This window comes from Gibbsiella quercinecans (assembly GCF_002291425.1).
GTDB lineage: Bacteria > Pseudomonadota > Gammaproteobacteria > Enterobacterales > Enterobacteriaceae > Gibbsiella > Gibbsiella quercinecans.
This window is the reverse complement of record NZ_CP014136.1, coordinates 1,853,287-1,871,361: the sequence shown is the minus strand read 5'-3', so window position 1 is coordinate 1,871,361 and position 18,075 is coordinate 1,853,287. Positions and strand designations below refer to the sequence as shown.

At 58.2% G+C, this 18,075-nt stretch carries 17 protein-coding genes; 11 read left to right on the top strand and 6 right to left on the bottom strand.

The genetic code is table 11. The features are described from left to right. From murG to lpxC, 7 genes are all read left to right on the top strand, one after another. The gene (gene murG / locus ACN28Q_RS08720; protein ID WP_095845986.1) at nucleotides 1–1,065 is read left to right on the top strand and encodes an undecaprenyldiphospho-muramoylpentapeptide beta-N-acetylglucosaminyltransferase; all 1,065 of its coding nucleotides are present in this window, start codon (nucleotides 1–3) and stop codon (nucleotides 1,063–1,065) included. Between the two features lie 82 nt (nucleotides 1,066–1,147). Continuing rightward, nucleotides 1,148–2,623 carry a UDP-N-acetylmuramate--L-alanine ligase gene (murC, locus tag ACN28Q_RS08715; RefSeq protein WP_095845985.1) on the top strand — a complete coding sequence of 492 codons (1,476 nt, stop codon included), beginning with the start codon at nucleotides 1,148–1,150 and terminating at the stop codon, nucleotides 2,621–2,623. Next, the gene (locus ACN28Q_RS08710) at nucleotides 2,616–3,536 is read left to right on the top strand and encodes a D-alanine--D-alanine ligase (protein WP_095845984.1); all 921 of its coding nucleotides are present in this window, start codon (nucleotides 2,616–2,618) and stop codon (nucleotides 3,534–3,536) included. The genes murC and ACN28Q_RS08710 overlap by 8 nt, the downstream gene beginning before the upstream one ends. A gap of 1 nt (nucleotide 3,537) precedes the next feature. Further along, nucleotides 3,538–4,407, top strand: a complete 870-nt coding sequence (ftsQ, locus tag ACN28Q_RS08705; RefSeq protein ID WP_095845983.1) for a cell division protein FtsQ — start codon at nucleotides 3,538–3,540, stop codon at nucleotides 4,405–4,407. Beyond that, a complete protein-coding gene (ftsA, locus tag ACN28Q_RS08700) occupies nucleotides 4,404–5,660 on the top strand; it encodes a cell division protein FtsA (RefSeq protein ID WP_095845982.1) in 1,257 nt (418 codons plus the stop codon). Before ftsQ ends, ftsA begins: the two co-directional genes overlap by 4 nt. A 76-nt stretch (nucleotides 5,661–5,736) precedes the next feature. Beyond that, nucleotides 5,737–6,891: a cell division protein FtsZ gene (ftsZ, locus tag ACN28Q_RS08695; RefSeq protein ID WP_095845981.1), complete on the top strand. Its 1,155-nt coding sequence runs from the start codon at nucleotides 5,737–5,739 to the stop codon at nucleotides 6,889–6,891. Nucleotides 6,892–6,994: 103 nt separating this feature from the next. After that, complete coding sequence (lpxC, locus tag ACN28Q_RS08690; protein WP_095845980.1) at nucleotides 6,995–7,912, top strand: UDP-3-O-acyl-N-acetylglucosamine deacetylase; 918 nt, start codon at nucleotides 6,995–6,997, stop codon at nucleotides 7,910–7,912. Nucleotides 7,913–7,932: 20 nt separating this feature from the next. Here the strand turns inward: lpxC and ACN28Q_RS08685 are convergent, their stop codons facing one another. Then, complete coding sequence (locus ACN28Q_RS08685) at nucleotides 7,933–8,460, bottom strand: DUF721 domain-containing protein (protein WP_095845979.1); 528 nt, start codon at nucleotides 8,458–8,460, stop codon at nucleotides 7,933–7,935. A 26-nt stretch (nucleotides 8,461–8,486) separates the two neighbouring features. Between ACN28Q_RS08685 and secM the strand changes: the two genes are divergently transcribed. From secM to mutT, 3 genes are all read left to right on the top strand, one after another. Continuing rightward, a complete protein-coding gene (gene secM, locus ACN28Q_RS08680; RefSeq protein WP_095845978.1) occupies nucleotides 8,487–9,020 on the top strand; it encodes a secA translation cis-regulator SecM in 534 nt (177 codons plus the stop codon). Between the two features lie 89 nt (nucleotides 9,021–9,109). Then, entirely contained in the window at nucleotides 9,110–11,821 is a 2,712-nt protein-coding gene (gene secA, locus ACN28Q_RS08675; RefSeq protein WP_095848968.1) for a preprotein translocase subunit SecA, read from the top strand. A 131-nt stretch (nucleotides 11,822–11,952) separates the two neighbouring features. Continuing rightward, on the top strand, nucleotides 11,953–12,357 hold the full coding sequence (mutT, locus tag ACN28Q_RS08670; RefSeq protein ID WP_095845977.1) for an 8-oxo-dGTP diphosphatase MutT: 405 nt from the start codon (nucleotides 11,953–11,955) through the stop codon (nucleotides 12,355–12,357). Between the two features lie 48 nt (nucleotides 12,358–12,405). Here the strand turns inward: mutT and yacG are convergent, their stop codons facing one another. The 3 genes from yacG to coaE are packed head-to-tail and all read right to left on the bottom strand — an operon-like array spanning nucleotide 12,406 to nucleotide 14,021. Next, entirely contained in the window at nucleotides 12,406–12,597 is a 192-nt protein-coding gene (gene yacG, locus ACN28Q_RS08665; RefSeq protein WP_095845976.1) for a DNA gyrase inhibitor YacG, read from the bottom strand. Between the two features lie 51 nt (nucleotides 12,598–12,648). After that, nucleotides 12,649–13,401 (bottom strand): cell division protein ZapD, encoded by a 753-nt coding sequence (gene zapD, locus ACN28Q_RS08660; RefSeq protein WP_095845975.1) that lies wholly within the window; start codon nucleotides 13,399–13,401, stop codon nucleotides 12,649–12,651. Further along, nucleotides 13,398–14,021 carry a dephospho-CoA kinase gene (gene coaE / locus ACN28Q_RS08655; protein ID WP_095845974.1) on the bottom strand — a complete coding sequence of 208 codons (624 nt, stop codon included), beginning with the start codon at nucleotides 14,019–14,021 and terminating at the stop codon, nucleotides 13,398–13,400. The genes zapD and coaE overlap by 4 nt, the downstream gene beginning before the upstream one ends. Nucleotides 14,022–14,359: 338 nt before the next feature. On the opposite strand from coaE, the gene ACN28Q_RS08650 reads away from it, so the two are divergent. Further along, on the top strand, nucleotides 14,360–15,403 hold the full coding sequence (locus ACN28Q_RS08650; RefSeq protein ID WP_095845972.1) for a GMP reductase: 1,044 nt from the start codon (nucleotides 14,360–14,362) through the stop codon (nucleotides 15,401–15,403). Nucleotides 15,404–15,449: 46 nt separating this feature from the next. Here the strand turns inward: ACN28Q_RS08650 and hofC are convergent, their stop codons facing one another. Together hofC and gspE are read right to left on the bottom strand one after the other, a co-directional pair. Further along, nucleotides 15,450–16,649 carry a protein transport protein HofC gene (hofC, locus tag ACN28Q_RS08645; protein WP_095845971.1) on the bottom strand — a complete coding sequence of 400 codons (1,200 nt, stop codon included), beginning with the start codon at nucleotides 16,647–16,649 and terminating at the stop codon, nucleotides 15,450–15,452. Then, complete coding sequence (gene gspE, locus ACN28Q_RS08640) at nucleotides 16,649–18,073, bottom strand: type II secretion system protein GspE (protein ID WP_413541189.1); 1,425 nt, start codon at nucleotides 18,071–18,073, stop codon at nucleotides 16,649–16,651. Before gspE ends, hofC begins: the two co-directional genes overlap by 1 nt. Between the last annotated feature and the right edge of the window lie 2 nt (nucleotides 18,074–18,075).

The following is an 18,075-nucleotide window of genomic DNA, read 5'->3' as shown; positions in this document are numbered from 1 at the left end:
ATGAGCGGGAAACCCAAGCGTTTAATGGTGATGGCAGGCGGCACGGGCGGGCATGTGTTCCCTGGGCTGGCGGTTGCGCATCACCTGATGGCGCAAGGCTGGCAGGTGCGCTGGCTAGGTACCGCGGACCGTATGGAAGCCGATTTGGTGCCAAAACACGGAATCGCAATTGATTTCATCCGTATTTCCGGCCTGCGCGGTAAAGGGCCGATGGCTCAGTTGGCCGCGCCGGTGCGCATTTGGCGCGCGGTGCGCCAGGCTATCCTGATCATGCGCAGCTACCAGCCAGACGTGGTGCTGGGGATGGGGGGCTACGTTTCCGGCCCGGGTGGCCTGGCGGCCTGGCTGTGCGGCATCCCGGTGGTGCTGCACGAACAGAACGGGATTGCCGGGCTGACCAACCGCTGGCTGGCGCGCATCGCCAAAACGGTATTGCAGGCGTTTCCCGGCGCGTTCCCGAATGCCGACGTGGTCGGCAACCCGGTGCGCACCGACGTGTTGGCATTGCCGTTGCCGAACCAACGCCTTAAAGGGCGTGAAGGGCCAATCCGCGTGCTGGTCATTGGCGGCAGCCAGGGCGCACGCGTGTTGAATCAGACAGTTCCTGAAGTCGCCGCGCGTTTGGGCGATAGAATTACGCTCTGGCATCAAGTGGGCAAAGGCGCCCTGGAAAGCGTGCTGGCGGCCTACGAAAAAGCCGGGCAGACGCAGCACAAGGTCACCGAGTTTATCGATGACATGGCCGGCGCCTATGCCTGGGCGGATGTGGTTGTCTGCCGTTCCGGCGCGCTGACCGTCAGTGAGGTTGCGGCGGCTGGGTTGCCGGCGATTTTCGTGCCGTTCCAGCACAAGGATCGCCAGCAGTACTGGAATGCCCGCCCGCTGGAAGAAGCCGGTGCGGCGAAGATTATCGAACAGCCGCAGTTTAATGCCGATGTGGTTGCGGAACTGCTGGCAAGCTGGGATCGCCCGACGCTGCTGGCGATGGCTGAAAAAGCGCGCGCCGTGGCAATCCCGGATGCGACCGATCGCGTGGCGGCCGAACTGATCGACGCGGCCAGGTAATAATGCATGGGCCCGGTTTGCCGGGTACATAGTGAAGAACAGGTAATGGGGAGCGGTTTGCCGCTCCTGGATAGAGAAAGTGATGAATACACAACAACTGGCGAAACTACGTACTATCGTGCCCGAGATGCGTCGCGTCCGGCACATTCACTTTGTCGGCATCGGTGGTGCCGGTATGGGTGGTATCGCCGAAGTGTTGGCAAATGAAGGCTATCAGATTAGCGGCTCCGACCTGGCGCCCAATCCGGTAACCCAGCAGTTGAGCGAACTGGGGGCGACGATCTATTTCCATCACCGCCCGGAGAACGTTCAGGACGCTAGCGTGGTGGTGGTTTCCACGGCGATCCCGGCGGACAACCCGGAAATTGTCGCCGCCCGCGAGGCGCGTATTCCGGTTATCCGCCGCGCCGAAATGCTGGCCGAGCTGATGCGTTTCCGCCATGGCATCGCCATCGCTGGTACGCACGGCAAAACCACAACCACGGCGATGGTGTCGAGCATTTATGCCGAGGCCGGGCTGGATCCGACCTTTGTCAACGGTGGGCTGGTGAAGGCCGCGGGCACCCATGCGCGCCTGGGCTCCAGCCGTTACCTGATTGCGGAAGCGGATGAGAGCGACGCGTCGTTCCTGCATTTGCAGCCGATGGTGGCGATTGTCACCAACATTGAAGCCGACCATATGGATACCTACCAGGGCGACTTCGAGAATTTGAAGCAGACGTTCATTAACTTTCTGCACAACCTGCCGTTCTACGGCCGTGCGGTGATGTGTGTGGACGATCCGGTGGTGCGTGAACTCCTGCCGCGCGTGGGGCGCCATATCACCACCTACGGTTTTAGCGAAGATGCCGATGTGCGGGTGGAAGGCTACCAGCAAATTGGGCCGCAGGGGCACTTTACCCTGAGCCGCCAGGATAAGCCGCTGTTGACGGTGACGCTGAATGCGCCGGGCCGCCATAACGCGCTGAACGCCGCCGCTGCGGTGGCGGTGGCCACCGAAGAAGGGATCGACGACGACGACATCCTGCGTGCGCTTGCGGGGTTCCAGGGCACCGGGCGCCGCTTCGATTTCCTCGGCGAGTATCCACTGGCGTTGGTGAATGGCCAACCGGGCAGCGCGATGCTGGTGGATGATTATGGCCACCACCCGACCGAAGTTGACGCGACGATCAAAGCGGCGCGTGCCGGCTGGCCGGAAAAGCGGCTGGTGATGATTTTCCAGCCGCACCGTTATACCCGTACGCGCGATCTGTACGACGATTTCGCTAACGTGCTGTCGCAGGTGGATGTGCTGCTGATGCTGGATGTGTATCCGGCGGGCGAAGCCCCGATCCCGGGTGCCGACAGCCGTTCGCTGTGCCGCACCATCCGCAACCGCGGCAAGCTGGATCCGATTTTGGTTTCCGACGCGGCGACCGTGCCGGAAACGCTGGCGCAACTGCTGCAGGATGACGATCTGGTGTTGGTGCAGGGTGCGGGCAACGTTGGCAAAATCGCGCGTAAGCTGGCCGAGCTGAAGCTGCGGCCGATAAAAAACGAGGAGGCGAGCCATGGCTGACAAAGTTGCCGTTTTGTTGGGCGGCTCCTCCGCTGAACGCGACGTCTCGCTGCAATCCGGCGCGGCGGTGCTGGCGGGCTTGCGCGAAGCGGGTGTTGATGCCCACGGCGTCGATCCGCAGCATTTTCCGGTAACCGAGCTGAAAGCGCACGGTTTTACCAAAGTCTTTATCGCCCTGCACGGGCGTGGCGGTGAAGACGGCACCCTGCAAGGGGCGCTGGAGTTTCTCGGCCTGCCCTATACCGGCAGCGGCGTGATGGCTTCGGCGCTGACCATGGATAAATGGCGCAGCAAGCTGGTATGGCAAGCGCTGGGTTTGCCCATCGCGCCGTATGTGGCGCTGCAACGCCAGGCCTTCACCGGCGCGGCCCGGGAAGCGCAGTTGGCGGCTATCGCGGCGTTGGGGCTGCCGGTGATCGTGAAGCCGAACCGTGAAGGCTCCAGCGTCGGGATGAGTAAGGTGAGCGAGCCTGAGGCGCTGGAAGCAGCATTGGCCGCGGCTTTTCAGCACGACGACGATGTGCTGGTGGAAAAATGGCTCAGCGGGCCGGAATACACCGTGGCGTTTTTGGGGGAGCAAATGCTGCCTTCGATTCGCATTCAGCCGGCCGGGGTATTTTACGATTACCAGGCCAAGTACATTGCCGAAGATACGCAGTACTTCTGCCCAAGCGGCCTGAATGCCGCACAGGAAGCCGAACTGGCCGCCCTGTCGCAACGCGCGTACCGTGCGTTGGGCTGCAGCGGCTGGGGCCGGGTTGATGTAATGCAAGATAGCGATGGCCGCTTCTATCTGCTGGAGGTAAATACTTCGCCAGGCATGACCAGCCATAGCCTGGTGCCGATGGCGGCGCGCCAATATGGTTTGGGTTTTCCGCAGTTGGTAGCGGAAATTTTGGAATTGGCCGACTGATATGTCGCAAGCTGCCCTGAATGTGCGCGAGCGTGAGGCGGATAACAATCCACGTCGCAGCAATGGAACCCAGTTGGCCGGAATCATTTTCCTGCTGATGGTGTTAGGAACAATTTTGTGGAGTGGTTGGGCGGTGGTTGGTTGGATGAAGGACGCAAGCCGCCTGCCGCTGTCACGGCTGGTGGTGACCGGCGAACGCCATTACACCACCAACGATGATATTCGCCAGGCGATCCTGGCGCTGGGATCGCCGGGGACGTTCATGACGCAGGATGTCAACGTCATCCAGCAGCAGATTGAACGGCTGCCGTGGATTAAGCAGGCCAGCGTGCGCAAGCAGTGGCCGGATGAGCTGAAAATCCACCTGGTGGAATATGTCCCGGCGGCGCGCTGGAATGACTTGCACATGGTGGATGCCGAAGGCAAATCATTCAGCGTCCCGGCAGAACGTGTCGGCAAACAGAAATTGCCGTTGCTCTATGGTCCGGAAGGGAGCGAGCAAGACGTTCTGGAAGGCTATCGGGCCATGAGTAGCGTGTTAGCGGCCAACAGGTTTTCGCTGAAAATGGTGGCGATGAGCGCCCGCCATTCCTGGCAGTTGGCTTTGGATAACGATGTTCGGCTGGAACTGGGTCGTGACGATCGCATGGGGCGTCTGCAGCGCTTTATCGGGCTATATCCGGTATTGGTGCAGCAGGGCCAGGCAGAGGGCAAACGCGTCAGCTATGTCGATCTGCGGTATGAGTCAGGCGCCTCGGTTGGCTGGTCTCCGCTGCCGCTGGATCAACAGCAGCAAACGGATGGCTCGGCGACGCGCGATCGGCAAAACAGTAATCAGCAACAGAATCAGGCACAGGCAAAACAACAATGATCAAGTCGACGGACAGAAAGCTGGTAGTTGGACTGGAGATCGGTACGGCAAAAGTCGCCGCATTGGTAGGGGAAGTTCTGCCCGATGGCATGGTCAATATTATCGGTGTGGGTAGCTGCCCGTCCCGCGGGATGGACAAGGGGGGCGTAAACGACCTGGAATCGGTAGTGAAGTGCGTACAGCGCGCGATCGATCAGGCGGAGCTGATGGCGGATTGCCAGATTTCCTCGGTGTATCTGGCGCTTTCCGGCAAGCATATCAGCTGCCAAAACGAAATCGGCATGGTGCCGATTTCCGAAGAAGAAGTCACGCTTGAAGATGTTGAGAACGTGGTTCATACCGCCAAGTCGGTACGCGTTCGCGATGAGCATCGCATCCTGCATGTGATCCCGCAGGAATATGCGATCGACTATCAGGAAGGCATCAAAAACCCGGTAGGGTTGTCCGGCGTGCGTATGCAGGCCAAGGTGCACCTGATTACCTGCCATAACGATATGGCGAAAAACATCGTTAAAGCGGTTGAACGTTGTGGTCTGAAAGTTGACCAACTTATTTTCGCCGGTCTGGCCGCCAGTTACGCGGTGCTGACCGAGGATGAGCGCGAGCTTGGCGTTTGTGTTGTGGACATTGGCGGCGGCACCATGGATATGGCGGTGTACACCGGCGGCGCGCTGCGCCACACCAAAGTGATCCCTTACGCAGGCAACGTGGTCACCAGCGATATCGCCTACGCCTTCGGCACGCCGCCGACAGATGCGGAAGCGATCAAAGTTCGGCACGGTTGTGCGCTTGGATCGATTGTTAGCAAGGATGAAAGTGTAGAGGTGCCTAGCGTCGGGGGCCGCCCTCCGCGTAGTCTGCAAAGACAGACACTGGCTGAAGTGATTGAGCCGCGCTACACCGAACTGTTGAATCTGGTCAACGACGAGATTTTGCAATTGCAGGAGCAGCTACGTCAGCAGGGGGTGAAGCATCATCTGGCAGCGGGTATTGTGCTGACCGGTGGCGCCGCCCAGATTGATGGCCTGGCAGCCTGTGCGCAACGGGTGTTTCACACCCAGGTACGCATCGGCCAACCCTTGAACATCACGGGTCTGACGGATTATGCGCAGGAGCCTTACTATTCGACCGCGGTCGGGCTGCTGCACTATGGAAAAGAGTCTCACCTTAATGGTGAGACGGAAGTAGAAAAACGCGCCTCAGTGGGCAGTTGGTTTAAACGTATCAATAGCTGGCTGAGAAAAGAGTTTTAATGTTTCAACAAAGAGATCATGCTGATTTATATCTTCTTATGATCTCGCAGCGACAGGCACAAAACGGAGAGAAACTATGTTTGAACCAATGGAACTAACCAATGACGCGGTGATTAAAGTCATCGGCGTCGGCGGTGGCGGCGGCAACGCCGTTGAACACATGGTGCGCGAGCGCATCGAAGGTGTCGAATTCTTTGCCGTTAACACAGACGCTCAGGCGCTACGTAAAACGGCTGTGGGCCAAACCATCCAGATTGGTAGCGGTATTACCAAAGGGTTGGGTGCTGGCGCAAACCCCGAAGTAGGGCGTAATTCCGCGGAAGAAGACCGCGAAGCCCTGCGTTCTGCGCTGGAAGGCGCGGACATGGTATTTATCGCAGCCGGCATGGGCGGCGGCACCGGTACCGGTGCTGCGCCAGTGGTAGCCGAAGTGGCGAAAGATCTGGGTATTCTGACAGTGGCCGTGGTTACCAAGCCTTTCAACTTTGAAGGCAAGAAACGCATGGCGTTCGCTGAGCAGGGTATCGCTGAGCTGTCCAAACACGTGGACTCCCTGATCACTATCCCGAACGACAAACTGTTGAAAGTTCTGGGCCGTGGCATCTCTCTGCTGGACGCATTCGGCGCGGCCAACGACGTGCTGAAAGGCGCGGTGCAGGGTATTGCCGAACTGATCACCCGTCCGGGCCTGATGAACGTCGACTTTGCCGACGTGCGCACCGTGATGTCCGAAATGGGCTACGCGATGATGGGTTCCGGCGTGGCCTGTGGCGAAGATCGTGCTGAAGAAGCGGCGGAAATGGCAATTTCCAGCCCGCTGCTGGAAGATATCGATCTGTCTGGCGCGCGCGGCGTGCTGGTTAACATCACGGCTGGCTTCGATCTGCGTCTGGACGAATTCGAAACCGTGGGTAACACCATCCGTGCATTCGCTTCCGACAATGCGACCGTGGTTATCGGTACCTCTCTGGATCCAGAGATGAACGACGAACTGCGCGTTACCGTTGTGGCGACCGGCATCGGCATGGACAAACGTCCTGAAATTACCCTGGTGACCAACAAACAGGCCAGCCAGCCGGTAATGGATCACCGTTACCAACAGCACGGTATGTCGCCGCTGCAACAGGAAGTGAAGCCTGCTGCCAAAGTGGTTAACGATCAGAACGCGCAGCCAAACAAAGAGCCTGATTATCTGGATATTCCTGCGTTCCTGCGTAAGCAGGCGGATTAAGAATATCCTGAGAATTTGGTATCTCCGCTCTTTGTGCTAAAATGTCCCACCGGCCATGATGTATCATTGGCCGGTAGGATGAATAACATTGCGAGATAACACGATGATCAAACAAAGGACATTAAAACGTATTGTTCAGGCGACGGGTGTCGGTTTGCATACCGGCAAGAAAGTCACGCTGACAATGCGCCCAGCGCCGGCGAATACCGGGGTCATCTATCGTCGCACTGACTTGAATCCACCGGTTGATTTCCCGGCTGATGCAAAATCCGTGCGAGATACCATGCTCTGTACTTGCCTGGTGAATGAGCATGATGTGCGTATTTCTACCGTTGAGCATCTGAATGCGGCCCTGGCCGGGTTGGGCATTGACAACATCATTGTTGAAGTTGACGCCGCCGAAATCCCGATCATGGACGGCAGCGCGAGCCCATTCGTTTTCCTGCTGTTAGACGCAGGTATCGAAGAACTGAGCTCAGCGAAGAAATTCTTGCGCATTAAAGATACCGTGCGTGTAGAAGATGGCGACAAGTGGGCAGAGCTGTCCCCGCATAACGGGTTCCGCCTCGACTTCACCATCGACTTCAACCACCCGGCGATCGATGCCAGTTCACAACGTTATCGTCTGGATTTTTCCGCCGATTCGTTTGTGCGCCAGATCAGCCGTGCGCGTACCTTCGGTTTCATGCGTGACATCGAGTACCTGCAGTCGCGTGGTTTGGCGCTGGGCGGCAGCTTCGACTGCGCCATCGTGGTGGATGACTACCGCGTGCTGAACGAAGACGGTCTGCGTTTTGAAGACGAATTCGTTCGCCATAAAATGCTCGACGCCATCGGCGATCTGTTCATGTGCGGCCACAACATTATTGGTTCGTTCACCGCATATAAGTCTGGCCATGCGCTGAACAACAAACTGTTGCAGGCAGTGCTGGCAAAACAGGAAGCCTGGGAATACGTTACGTTCCAGGACGAAGCCGAAATGCCGCTGGCATTCAAGGCACCGTCGACCGTTTTGGCATAAGCTTGGCCTGATATCGCTGATTATTGATCGCGACTGGTAGTTTTGGCACTCTCTCCGGCCAACGCTGCCAGTCGCTCCAACGTTTTGCGCAATTTTTCCGGGCTGCGGCTCGCTAATCCCCTCAACTGTTCCGCACTTTCCTGGCTCAAATGCCGCAACGGCGCAGCCGGCTTTTCGTCGCCTGGTTTTTTCTTCGCCGCATCGGCCTGTTGATTACTGCCTTTTACCATCAGCGCGGGATTAATCCTGATGTCGATCGACGACAATGATGGTAGAATTTGCCCCCGTAGTGCAGATAATAAATTAGGCTGTTCGTAGCGCAGGCGCATCATCCAGCTGGCATTTGCCGTTTCTAGCACTAAAATACCCTGTCTGAAGTTTGCGACACGGCACCAGGGGTGCAGCTGGGCTGGCAATAGTCCCTTCACTGCCCGGTTGAGTTTCAGCAACGCGATAGCGCGTTGTTGAACATCGTGTAGCGGCCCTTTGTTCGCTGCGGACGCCTCAGTAAACAGGAAATCTAATAATTGTGGACGGCTATCGCGCATGATGAGCTCCGGCGGATTATAAACTCGTGATCGGTATTCTAAATCGTTGGCGACAATTTGGCAGACGTTATTTTTGGCCTCATCTCCTGCTGGGGATGGTAGCGGCCACGCTTGGCGTCCCGCAAAATTTGTCTGGCTGCCCTGAGCAGGCCGCGTTACCGAGCAATTCGTCCAGCGTTAACCGCCAGAACTCCGCCAGCGGTGCCTTTAACAGCCTGGCGTTGCTGCAGGATGTGCATCGTCGCCCTACCTTTGGCGTCGACTATTGGCACCAGCATGCGCTTCGCACTGTCATTCGTCACCTTTCTTTTGCCCTGGCGCCGCAGGTTGCCTATGTGCGCGCACAGGAAACCGAAGCGCAAGCCGATGAGCCGCTGCAGGTAGCCCAAGCCCAACTGGCGCTGCTTTCCACGCTGAATGCGCTGCTGACGCATGAGCCCAAGCCGCCAACCATTGTCCGCGATACCCGCCACGCGGTGCTGCCAACCTTCGCGCAGCATCAGGCCGGCCTGTGGCTGGCACAGGTGCAGGGGATCCGCGCCGGGCCTGCTGCGGCCTGATCATCTTTGCCCGCCCGGGCGACTATATCCTTATGAATAACGGTAATTGATGGCCCGTTATGGCCGTCATTAAAGAGACAGTAAACATCATGTTAGTGAAATTATTGACCAAAGTTTTTGGTAGCCGTAACGACCGTACGCTGCGCCGTATGCGTAAAGTGGTTGAGCAGATTAACCGCATGGAACCGGACATGGAAAAGCTGTCCGATGATCAGTTAAAAGCCAAGACCAGCGAGTTCCGTGAGCGCCTGAAAAAAGGCGAAGTGCTGGAAAACTTGCTGCCGGAAGCATTCGCCGTGGTGCGCGAAGCCAGTAAACGCGTGTTCGGCATGCGCCATTTCGACGTACAGCTGCTGGGCGGCATGGTGCTTAACGATCGCTGCATTGCGGAAATGCGTACCGGTGAAGGTAAAACCCTGACGGCGACCTTGCCGGCATACCTGAATGCGCTGAGTGGCCGCGGTGTACACGTGGTTACCGTCAACGACTATCTGGCCCAGCGCGATGCGGAAAACAACCGCCCGCTGTTTGAATTCCTCGGCCTGACCGTGGGCATCAACCTGCCGGGCATGCCGGCGCCGGCCAAACGTGAAGCCTACGCCGCCGATATTACCTACGGCACCAACAACGAATATGGCTTTGATTACCTGCGCGACAACATGGCGTTCAGCCCGGAAGAGCGCGTGCAGCGCCCATTGCACTATGCGCTGGTGGATGAGGTCGACTCCATCCTGATCGATGAAGCGCGTACTCCGCTGATCATCTCCGGCCCGGCTGAAGACAGCTCCGAGATGTACATCAAGGTCGACAAACTGATCCCTAAACTGATCCGCCAGGAAAAAGAAGACTCTGACACTTTCCACGGCGAAGGCCACTTTTCGGTGGATGAGAAAGCACGCCAGGTGCACCTGACCGAGCGCGGTTTGATCCTGATCGAAGAGCTGCTGGTGGGCGCCGGCATTATGGATGAAGGCGAATCGCTGTATTCCCCGGCCAATATCATGCTGATGCACCACGTTACCGCCGCATTGCGTGCTCACGTGCTGTTTACCCGCGACGTTGACTACATCGTGAAAGACGGCGAAGTCATTATCGTTGATGAGCACACCGGCCGTACCATGCAGGGCCGTCGCTGGTCTGACGGTCTGCACCAGGCGGTGGAAGCGAAGGAAGGGGTGGAAATTCAAAATGAAAACCAGACCCTGGCTTCGATCACCTTCCAGAACTATTTCCGTCTGTACGAGAAGCTGGCCGGGATGACTGGTACCGCAGACACCGAAGCGTTTGAGTTCAGCTCGATCTACAAGCTAGATACCATCGTGGTGCCGACCAACCGCCCAATGATCCGTAAAGACATGCCGGATCTGGTCTACATGACCGAGAAAGAGAAAATCGCGGCGATCATCGAAGATATTCGTGAACGCACCGCCAACGGCCAGCCGGTGCTGGTGGGTACCATCTCGATCGAAAAATCCGAAGTGGTTTCCCGCGAACTGGCGAAAGCCGGTATCGACCATAAAGTACTGAACGCCAAATTCCACGCCATGGAAGCGGATATCGTGGCCCAGGCCGGCCAATCCGGTGCGGTGACCATCGCCACCAACATGGCAGGGCGTGGTACCGATATTGTACTGGGTGGTAGCTGGCAGACCGAAATCGCGCAGTTGGAAGCCCCAACCGAAGAGCAGATCGAAGAGATCAAGCAGGCCTGGAAAGTGCGCCATGACGCCGTGCTAACGGCCGGCGGGCTGCACATTATCGGTACCGAGCGCCACGAATCACGCCGTATCGACAACCAGCTGCGAGGCCGTTCCGGCCGCCAGGGTGATGCCGGTTCTTCCCGTTTCTACCTGTCGATGGAAGATGCCCTGATGCGTATCTTTGCCTCCGATCGCGTGTCCAATATGATGCGTAAGCTGGGGATGAAAGAAGGCGAAGCGATTGAGCACCCATGGGTGACCAAGGCGATCGCCAACGCACAGCGTAAAGTAGAAAGCCGCAACTTTGACATCCGTAAACAGCTGCTGGAATACGATGATGTGGCCAACGACCAGCGCCGCGCCATTTACAGCCAGCGTAATGAACTGCTGGATGTGTCCGACGTCAGTGAAACCATCAACAGCATCCGCGAAGACGTCTTCAAGGCGACGATTGATAACTACATTCCGCCGCAGTCGCTGGAAGAAATGTGGGATGTGGCGGGGCTGGAAGATCGCCTGAAGAAAGATTTCGATTTGGCACTGCCGCTTGCCGAGTGGCTGGACAAAGAGCCGGAACTGCATGAAGAAACGCTGCGTGAGCGTATTCTGGATAAGGCCAAGGAAGAATATCTGCGCAAGGAAGAGGTGGTCGGCAGCGAAATGATGCGCAACTTTGAGAAGGGCGTGATGCTGCAAACCCTGGATTCGTTGTGGAAAGAGCATCTGGCGGCGATGGATTACCTGCGCCAGGGCATCCACTTGCGTGGCTACGCGCAAAAGGATCCGAAGCAGGAATATAAACGTGAATCCTTCGCCATGTTTGCCGCGATGCTGGAATCGCTGAAGTATGAAGTGATCAGCGTGCTCAGCAAAGTTCAGGTGCGGATGCCGGAAGAGGTTGAGGCCCTGGAACAGCAGCGCCGCAGCGAAGCAGAACGCCTGGCCCAGCAGCAACAGTTGAGCCATCAGGATGAAAATTCGCTGGCCGTTGATGACCCCAATACGCCAGCCGTCGCTGAGCGCAAGGTTGGCCGTAACGATCCTTGCCCATGCGGTTCAGGCAAAAAGTACAAACAGTGCCACGGCCGCCTGCAGAAATAATGCCGGTACTGCGGTAAAAAGATTGGCGGCATCCGGCAGCGGGTGCCGGCCAAACGTAAGGGGATCAGCATGCTGGTCCCCCTCTTTTTGGGGATGCTAACCGGCGCCCTGGGTTTATATCTGGAGACGCGATGAAACAATTGAATATCGCCGTTGGCATTATCCGCAACGCCCGGCAGGAAATCTTCCTCACCCAGCGTGCCGCCGATTCACATATGGCGGGCTTTTGGGAATTTCCCGGTGGCAAGATAGAAGCCGGGGAAACCGCCGAGCAGGCGTTAACGCGTGAGCTGCAGGAAGAAACCGGTATTGACGTGCAGCAGGCCACCCCGCTGGAAGTGGTTGAGCACCGTTTTGATGATAGGATCGTGACGCTGCATTTCTATCTGGTAGAGCAGTGGTGCGGTGAGCCGTATGGCCGGGAAGGGCAACCGATGCGCTGGGCCAGGCAGGCCGATTTGCAGGCGGCTGATTTCCCGCCGGCGAACGCCACGATTATTCAACTGCTGGTGGCGCAGGCAAACCCGGCAGTGTGATCTGTGCCAGCCTGGCGTTAGCGCGCCAGGCCATTTCCTGCAGACGGCCTACTCCTTGTCTTCTTCGCTCCACTCTTCGCTTTCCGTTAGATCGCTTTGGCTTGCTATCCGCTTTTCTTCTGCCGCCCATTCGCCAAGATCGATGAGCTGGCAGCGTTTGCTGCAGAACGGGCGAAAGGGGCTGACTTCTCCCCAGACCACACCTTTACCACAGGTTGGGCACTTCACTACGGTCGTCATTGCTTTTCCTTACCCCTGCGGCTTGGCGAGGGCGTATTTTTTTCTGATAAATTAACAACAGGCCAGAGCGAACGTTAGCCGTTCCGCAACCTTGCCGTGCTCGCTGTCCAGCGGCAGGAAGCGGATGGCATAGCGCGTTTTATGGCCGGAAATTTGTGGGTAGAGCTGATATTCCAGGTTGATACGCAGGCGCAGCAGATCGGCTCCTTCGGCATTGTCCTGGAAAAAGCCATTCAGGCTGATCTGGTTTTGGAACTGGCCGGATTTACGGATCAGATCCAACACCATCGACAGGGAATGGCTGAGCGGCTGCAGCGTTTCCAGCCAGGCGCTGACGTCATGATCGCGCTGGTGCTGCGGGATATGCATCCACATATGCAGCGTGGGCAAATCGAAACTGCAGCAGCCGCCGGGGATACTCAAGCGCTGGCGCACCAACGCAATCAGGCGATCCTCGCGCAAAGCCTGCCCCAGCCGCGGGGCGGCCATCAGTGATGACGCGCATTGTTTGAGTTGGTCACGCAGTTGGTTGACCAGGGTCATGTCCACGCCCGGCACGTCTGCCCACTGCAGCAGTTTTTGCTGCTGGCGTTCCAGCTCTTTTAGCAGTTCGGTACGCACTTCGCCGCGCTCCAGCACATCCAACAGATCGGCGACGGCGCGGAAAAACGTCAGGGCAATGGCGGTACTGTCCAATGCTTGCTGCTGGTACAACTGCTGTAAAAGAAACTCGATGCGCAGCCAGGTGCGCATTTTTTCATTCAGCGGGTGTTCAAAAAGAACGGTAGGGGAAACATCGCTCATTCGGTGTAATCCTGTTGGGGCGCTGATGCCGCCAATTCTAGATAGCGTTGATGTAATAGTGCGACAGCGGGTTCAATATCCCGCAGGTTGCCGCTGTTATCAATGACGTCGTCGGCCACCGCCAGGCGTTGGTGGCGCGTGGCCTGGGCCGACAAGATATTGAGTGCCTGCTCGCGGCTGCTGCTGTCGCGGGCCATGGTTCTGGCCAGTTGCGTCTCGCGATCGGCATCGACCACCAGCACCCGGTCGGCGCGCGTATGCAGATCGTTTTCCACCAGCAGCGGCACCACCCACAAGGCATAGGGGCTGCTGGCCAGGGCCAACTGACGCTGTGTTTCCTGATGGATCAGCGGATGGAGGTGCTGATTCAGCCAGGCTTTTTCCGCCGGGTGGTTGAAAATAAGTTGGCGCAGCCTGGCGCGGTCAAGCGAACCGTCCGCCTGTAATATTTCATTACCAAAATGCGTGGCGATCGCCGCCAGCGCAGGGGTGCCTGGCTCGACGACCTGGCGGGCGATCACATCGGCATCGACGATGGTGGCGCCAAAGCGCGCAAAAGCGTTAGCGACGGTGGTTTTGCCGCTGCCGATACCGCCTGTCAACGCAACAATATAGGCCATGGTTTAGGCGCACCCTGAGTTCACGAAAAGAATAGAGGAATCATAAAGCGCTGGCGCAGAAGTGCAAGCCGGTAGCAACGCGGGCCGCATTTGCCATTAAGGAGTGACAGGCCAACCAGCAAGGGGAACCGGTGCCGGATCATACTGGTAGACTGCGATGATTGTAGCGCACATTCGGGCACAATCGCAGTCTTGCCGCGTGATTATTCGCGCGTATGATAGTTTTACTGGAACTGGCATCAACGGGCTGCCGCTGTTGGCCGCACATCGGCTCATGCAGCGTAGTCACCCATTTGTCCCATCGCGCACCGCCGCCATTAACCAGGAAATCATTCGCTATGCGTATTGAGGAAGATTTGAAGCTGGGTTTTAAGGATGTGTTGATCCGCCCAAAACGCTCTACGCTGAAAAGCCGCTCTGAGGTTGAGTTGGAACGTCAGTTTACCTTTAAACATTCCGGCAGCAGTTGGTCTGGCGTGCCGATCATCGCCGCCAATATGGATACCGTGGGTACGTTCCGCATGGCTGAAGCGCTGGCCGCGTTTGATGTTCTCACCGCTGTGCATAAACACTATAGCGTGGCGCAGTGGGAGGCATTTATCCAGCGGGTGCCGGAATCGGTTTTGCGCCATGTCATGGTATCGTCCGGCACTTCAGCGGCTGATTTTACCAAGTTAACGCAGATCCTGGCGCTCTCCCCGGCGCTGAAATTCATTTGCATTGACGTTGCCAATGGCTATTCCGAACATTTCGTTAATTTCCTGCAGAAAGCGCGTGAAGCCTGCCCGGATAGCGTTATCTGCGCGGGCAACGTGGTCACCGGGGAAATGGTGGAAGAACTGCTGTTGTCTGGCGCGGATATCGTCAAAGTGGGGATCGGCCCCGGCTCGGTCTGCACCACGCGGGTGAAAACCGGCGTCGGCTACCCGCAGCTTTCCGCGGTGATCGAATGCGCCGACGCGGCGCACGGGCTTAGCGGGCAGATCGTCAGTGATGGCGGTTGCTCGGTGCCTGGCGATGTGGCGAAAGCGTTTGGCGGCGGCGCCGACTTTGTGATGTTGGGCGGTATGCTGGCCGGGCATGACGAATGTGAAGGCACCATCGTGGAAGAAAATGGCGAGCAGTTCATGCTGTTTTACGGCATGAGCTCGGCTTCCGCGATGGAGCGCCACGTCGGCGGCGTGGCGGAATACCGCGCGGCGGAAGGCAAAACCGTCAAGCTGCCTCTGCGGGGCGAAGTGGCGCTGACCGTGCGCGATATTCTGGGGGGCCTGCGTTCCGCCTGCACCTACGTGGGGGCGAGCCGTTTGAAAGAGCTGACCAAACGCACCACCTTTATTCGCGTGACGGAGCAGGAAAACCGCGTCTTTACCAACCGGTAATCGGCGCGTGGTTTAAGCGGAACCCCGTGCTATTGCGGGGCTTCGCCTAGCTTAGGATGTTCCCCATTTGGAAGATGGGTAAATACATGGCGATCACCAAGGCGCCGACGATAGCGCCGACCACCAGCATCAGCATCGGCTCCAGCGTTTGCGCCAGGGTATCGGCCAATTCATGTGTTTGCTGTTCATGCCATTGAGCCAGTTTGCCCAGCAGGGTATCCAGCGAGCCCGACTCTTCCCCAACCCGCACCAGTTGCTGGCATAGCGGCGGAAACAGCGCCTGTTGTGCCAGCGCATGGTGGAAGGTTGATCCCTGTGCCAACTGCTGTTGGATCGCGTTAAGCGCCTGGCGAAAGAACAGGTTGCTCACGCTCACCGCTGCCGCCTCCAGCCCTTCGACCAGCGTTAACCCGGCAAGCTGGGTCATGTGCAAGATATGGAAAATCTGGCTGAGGCAGCCGCCGCTCACCAACCGGGAAACCAGCGGCAGCCGCAGCAAAGCCCGCTGCTCACGCTGCCGCCAGTGCGGCAACGGGTGCAGCTTACGCAGATAGAACAAGATCAGCAGGGCCGCCGATATCGCCAGATAAGGGCCAGCGTGGATCAGCAGCATGGAAAGGTTTAATAGCCATTGGGTGAAGCTGGGGAGCGGGGCATTAAACGATTGATATACCTTGGCGAATTCAGGCAATACCATGGTCAGCATCAGAGTACTGACCAGCATGGCCACGGCGCAGATAAATAGCGGGTAACGCAGGGCCTTGGCGACCTTCTTGTGCAATTTTTGCTGTTGCTCCTGCTGCTGGGCAAGCTTGACGCAGCAGCCATCCAAATTGCCGGTTAACTCGCCGATGGCAATCAGCTTTGCGTAAAGTACCGGAAAAACATGCGGATAGTGGGCGAGTGCGGCGGAAAACGCGTGTCCCTGAGCGACCTGCTCGGCAACGCCGCGCAGCAGGCAGCGCCAGGCTGGCGAGGGGTGCTCGCGCGCCAGCAGTTGCAGCCCGTGGATCAGCGGCAGGCCAGCCTGCAGCAGCGTGGCCAACTGGCGGGTGAACTGAATCAGCGGCTCACCGCGCCAGTGGTGCGTAAAGATCCACTTGCCGCTGGCGATTCGGTATGGCTGTAGCCCCTGATCGATCAACTGTTGGCAAACATGCTGCTTGCTGATTTGCAGCGTTTCGCCCTGGCATAATTCCCCATGGCGATCAATTGCCTGCCACAGGAACAAGCGTTGCTTCTCCATCAGCGCGTTTCCGCGCCAGCGGTGACACCGAGTACTCGATACACTTCTTCCAGCGACGTGGTGCCCTGTGCCGCCTGTTCCAGCCCTGCCTGCAGCAAGGTTTTTTGCCCTTGCCGCTGGGCAATCTGCGCCAACTGCCCGGCGGTGGCATTTTGTATCAAACCCTCTTGCACTTCCGGGGTTATCGCCAGCAGTTCGTAAATGCCGATCCGGCCGTAATAGCCGCTAAGGCAATGCTCACAGCCTTCGGCACGCCATGGCGTCAGCGGTTCTGGCCACAGGGCGGTGGGGAAAGCGGCCGTCTCGCTTAGCGGGTAACGGCAATGGCGGCACAGGCGGCGCAACAGGCGCTGGGCGACCACCAGCTTCAGGCAGGCGGCGAGCAGGTAGCCCGGTATCGCCATCTGCGCCAGGCGCGCCAACGTTTCGCTGGTAGAGTTGGTGTGCAACGTTGAGAGCACCAGATGGCCGGTTTGCGCGGCTTTCACTGCGATCTCGGCCGTTTCCCTGTCACGGATCTCGCCGATCATGATCACGTCAGGATCCTGGCGCAGCAGAGCGCGTAGTACGCGGGAGAAACCCAGCTCGGCCTTGCTGTTGATCTGCGTTTGGTTGATGCCGAATACCGGGATCTCTACCGGATCCTCCACGCTGCACAGGTTGGTTTGGCTGTCGTTAAGCTGCCGCAGGCCGCTGTAAAGCGTAACGGTTTTACCGCTGCCGGTGGGCCCGGTTACCAGGATCAACCCCTGCGGATGACCCAGTGCGTTGGCATACAGGTTTAATGCCTCCTGGCTCATGCCGAGCTGGGCCAGCGGCAGTTCCTGACGCTCGCTCTGCAGGATCCGCAGGACGATCTTTTCACCGTGCAGCGTGGGCAGGGTGGCGATGCGCATTGAGTAGCGGGTGTTGTCCAACTGCACGCTGAGTTGGCCATCCTGGGGCAGGCGGCGTTCGGCAATATCCAGCCGCCCCATGATCTTCAACCGTGCCGCAATGCGTGCGGCCATTGGGAACGGCGGGGAAGGGACGGTTTGCAGCACGCCGTCGATGCGCAAGCGGATCCGCAGTGTTTGCGGATAGGGCTCAAAATGGATGTCGGACGCCCGGCGTTGAATGGCGGCGCGCAGCGTCTGATTGATGAACTGCACCACCGGGGCTTCGCTGTCTTCGTCCAGTGAGGGAACGTCCTGCGCCTGCGTTTCCGGTTCGCCCTGCTGCTGGCGTGTATTTTGCGCCTGTTCCAGGCGCGCCGCCGCCCATTGCTGCACGTTAATATGTTTACCGGTGGCGAAGCGCAATGCATCCAGAAGATCGGCTGGGATCGCATGTTGTACGGCAATGGTGAGCTGCTGTTCATCTTCGCTAACGGCAAGCGCTTGATAGCGCTGGCAGAGTGCATGGATTTCATTGCTGATTGCCATGG

Bases quoted from the DNA above. Each gene is read 5' to 3' on its own strand.
- secA (WP_095848968.1), top strand. From the start codon at position 9,110: ATGTTAGTGAAATTATTGACCAAAGTTTTTGGTAGCCGTAACGACCGT.
- hofC (WP_095845971.1), bottom strand. From the start codon at position 16,649: ATGGAGAAGCAACGCTTGTTCCTGTGGCAGGCAATTGATCGCCATGGG.
- ACN28Q_RS08685 (WP_095845979.1), bottom strand. From the start codon at position 8,460: ATGCGCGATAGCCGTCCACAATTATTAGATTTCCTGTTTACTGAGGCG.
- murC (WP_095845985.1), top strand. From the start codon at position 1,148: ATGAATACACAACAACTGGCGAAACTACGTACTATCGTGCCCGAGATG.
- ftsA (WP_095845982.1), top strand. From the start codon at position 4,404: ATGATCAAGTCGACGGACAGAAAGCTGGTAGTTGGACTGGAGATCGGT.
- yacG (WP_095845976.1), bottom strand. From the start codon at position 12,597: ATGACGACCGTAGTGAAGTGCCCAACCTGTGGTAAAGGTGTGGTCTGG.
- ftsQ (WP_095845983.1), top strand. From the start codon at position 3,538: ATGTCGCAAGCTGCCCTGAATGTGCGCGAGCGTGAGGCGGATAACAAT.
- gspE (WP_413541189.1), bottom strand. From the start codon at position 18,073: ATGGCAATCAGCAATGAAATCCATGCACTCTGCCAGCGCTATCAAGCG.
- mutT (WP_095845977.1), top strand. From the start codon at position 11,953: ATGAAACAATTGAATATCGCCGTTGGCATTATCCGCAACGCCCGGCAG.
- ftsZ (WP_095845981.1), top strand. From the start codon at position 5,737: ATGTTTGAACCAATGGAACTAACCAATGACGCGGTGATTAAAGTCATC.
- zapD (WP_095845975.1), bottom strand. From the start codon at position 13,401: ATGAGCGATGTTTCCCCTACCGTTCTTTTTGAACACCCGCTGAATGAA.
- ACN28Q_RS08650 (WP_095845972.1), top strand. From the start codon at position 14,360: ATGCGTATTGAGGAAGATTTGAAGCTGGGTTTTAAGGATGTGTTGATC.
- coaE (WP_095845974.1), bottom strand. From the start codon at position 14,021: ATGGCCTATATTGTTGCGTTGACAGGCGGTATCGGCAGCGGCAAAACC.
- lpxC (WP_095845980.1), top strand. From the start codon at position 6,995: ATGATCAAACAAAGGACATTAAAACGTATTGTTCAGGCGACGGGTGTC.
- ACN28Q_RS08710 (WP_095845984.1), top strand. From the start codon at position 2,616: ATGGCTGACAAAGTTGCCGTTTTGTTGGGCGGCTCCTCCGCTGAACGC.
- murG (WP_095845986.1), top strand. From the start codon at position 1: ATGAGCGGGAAACCCAAGCGTTTAATGGTGATGGCAGGCGGCACGGGC.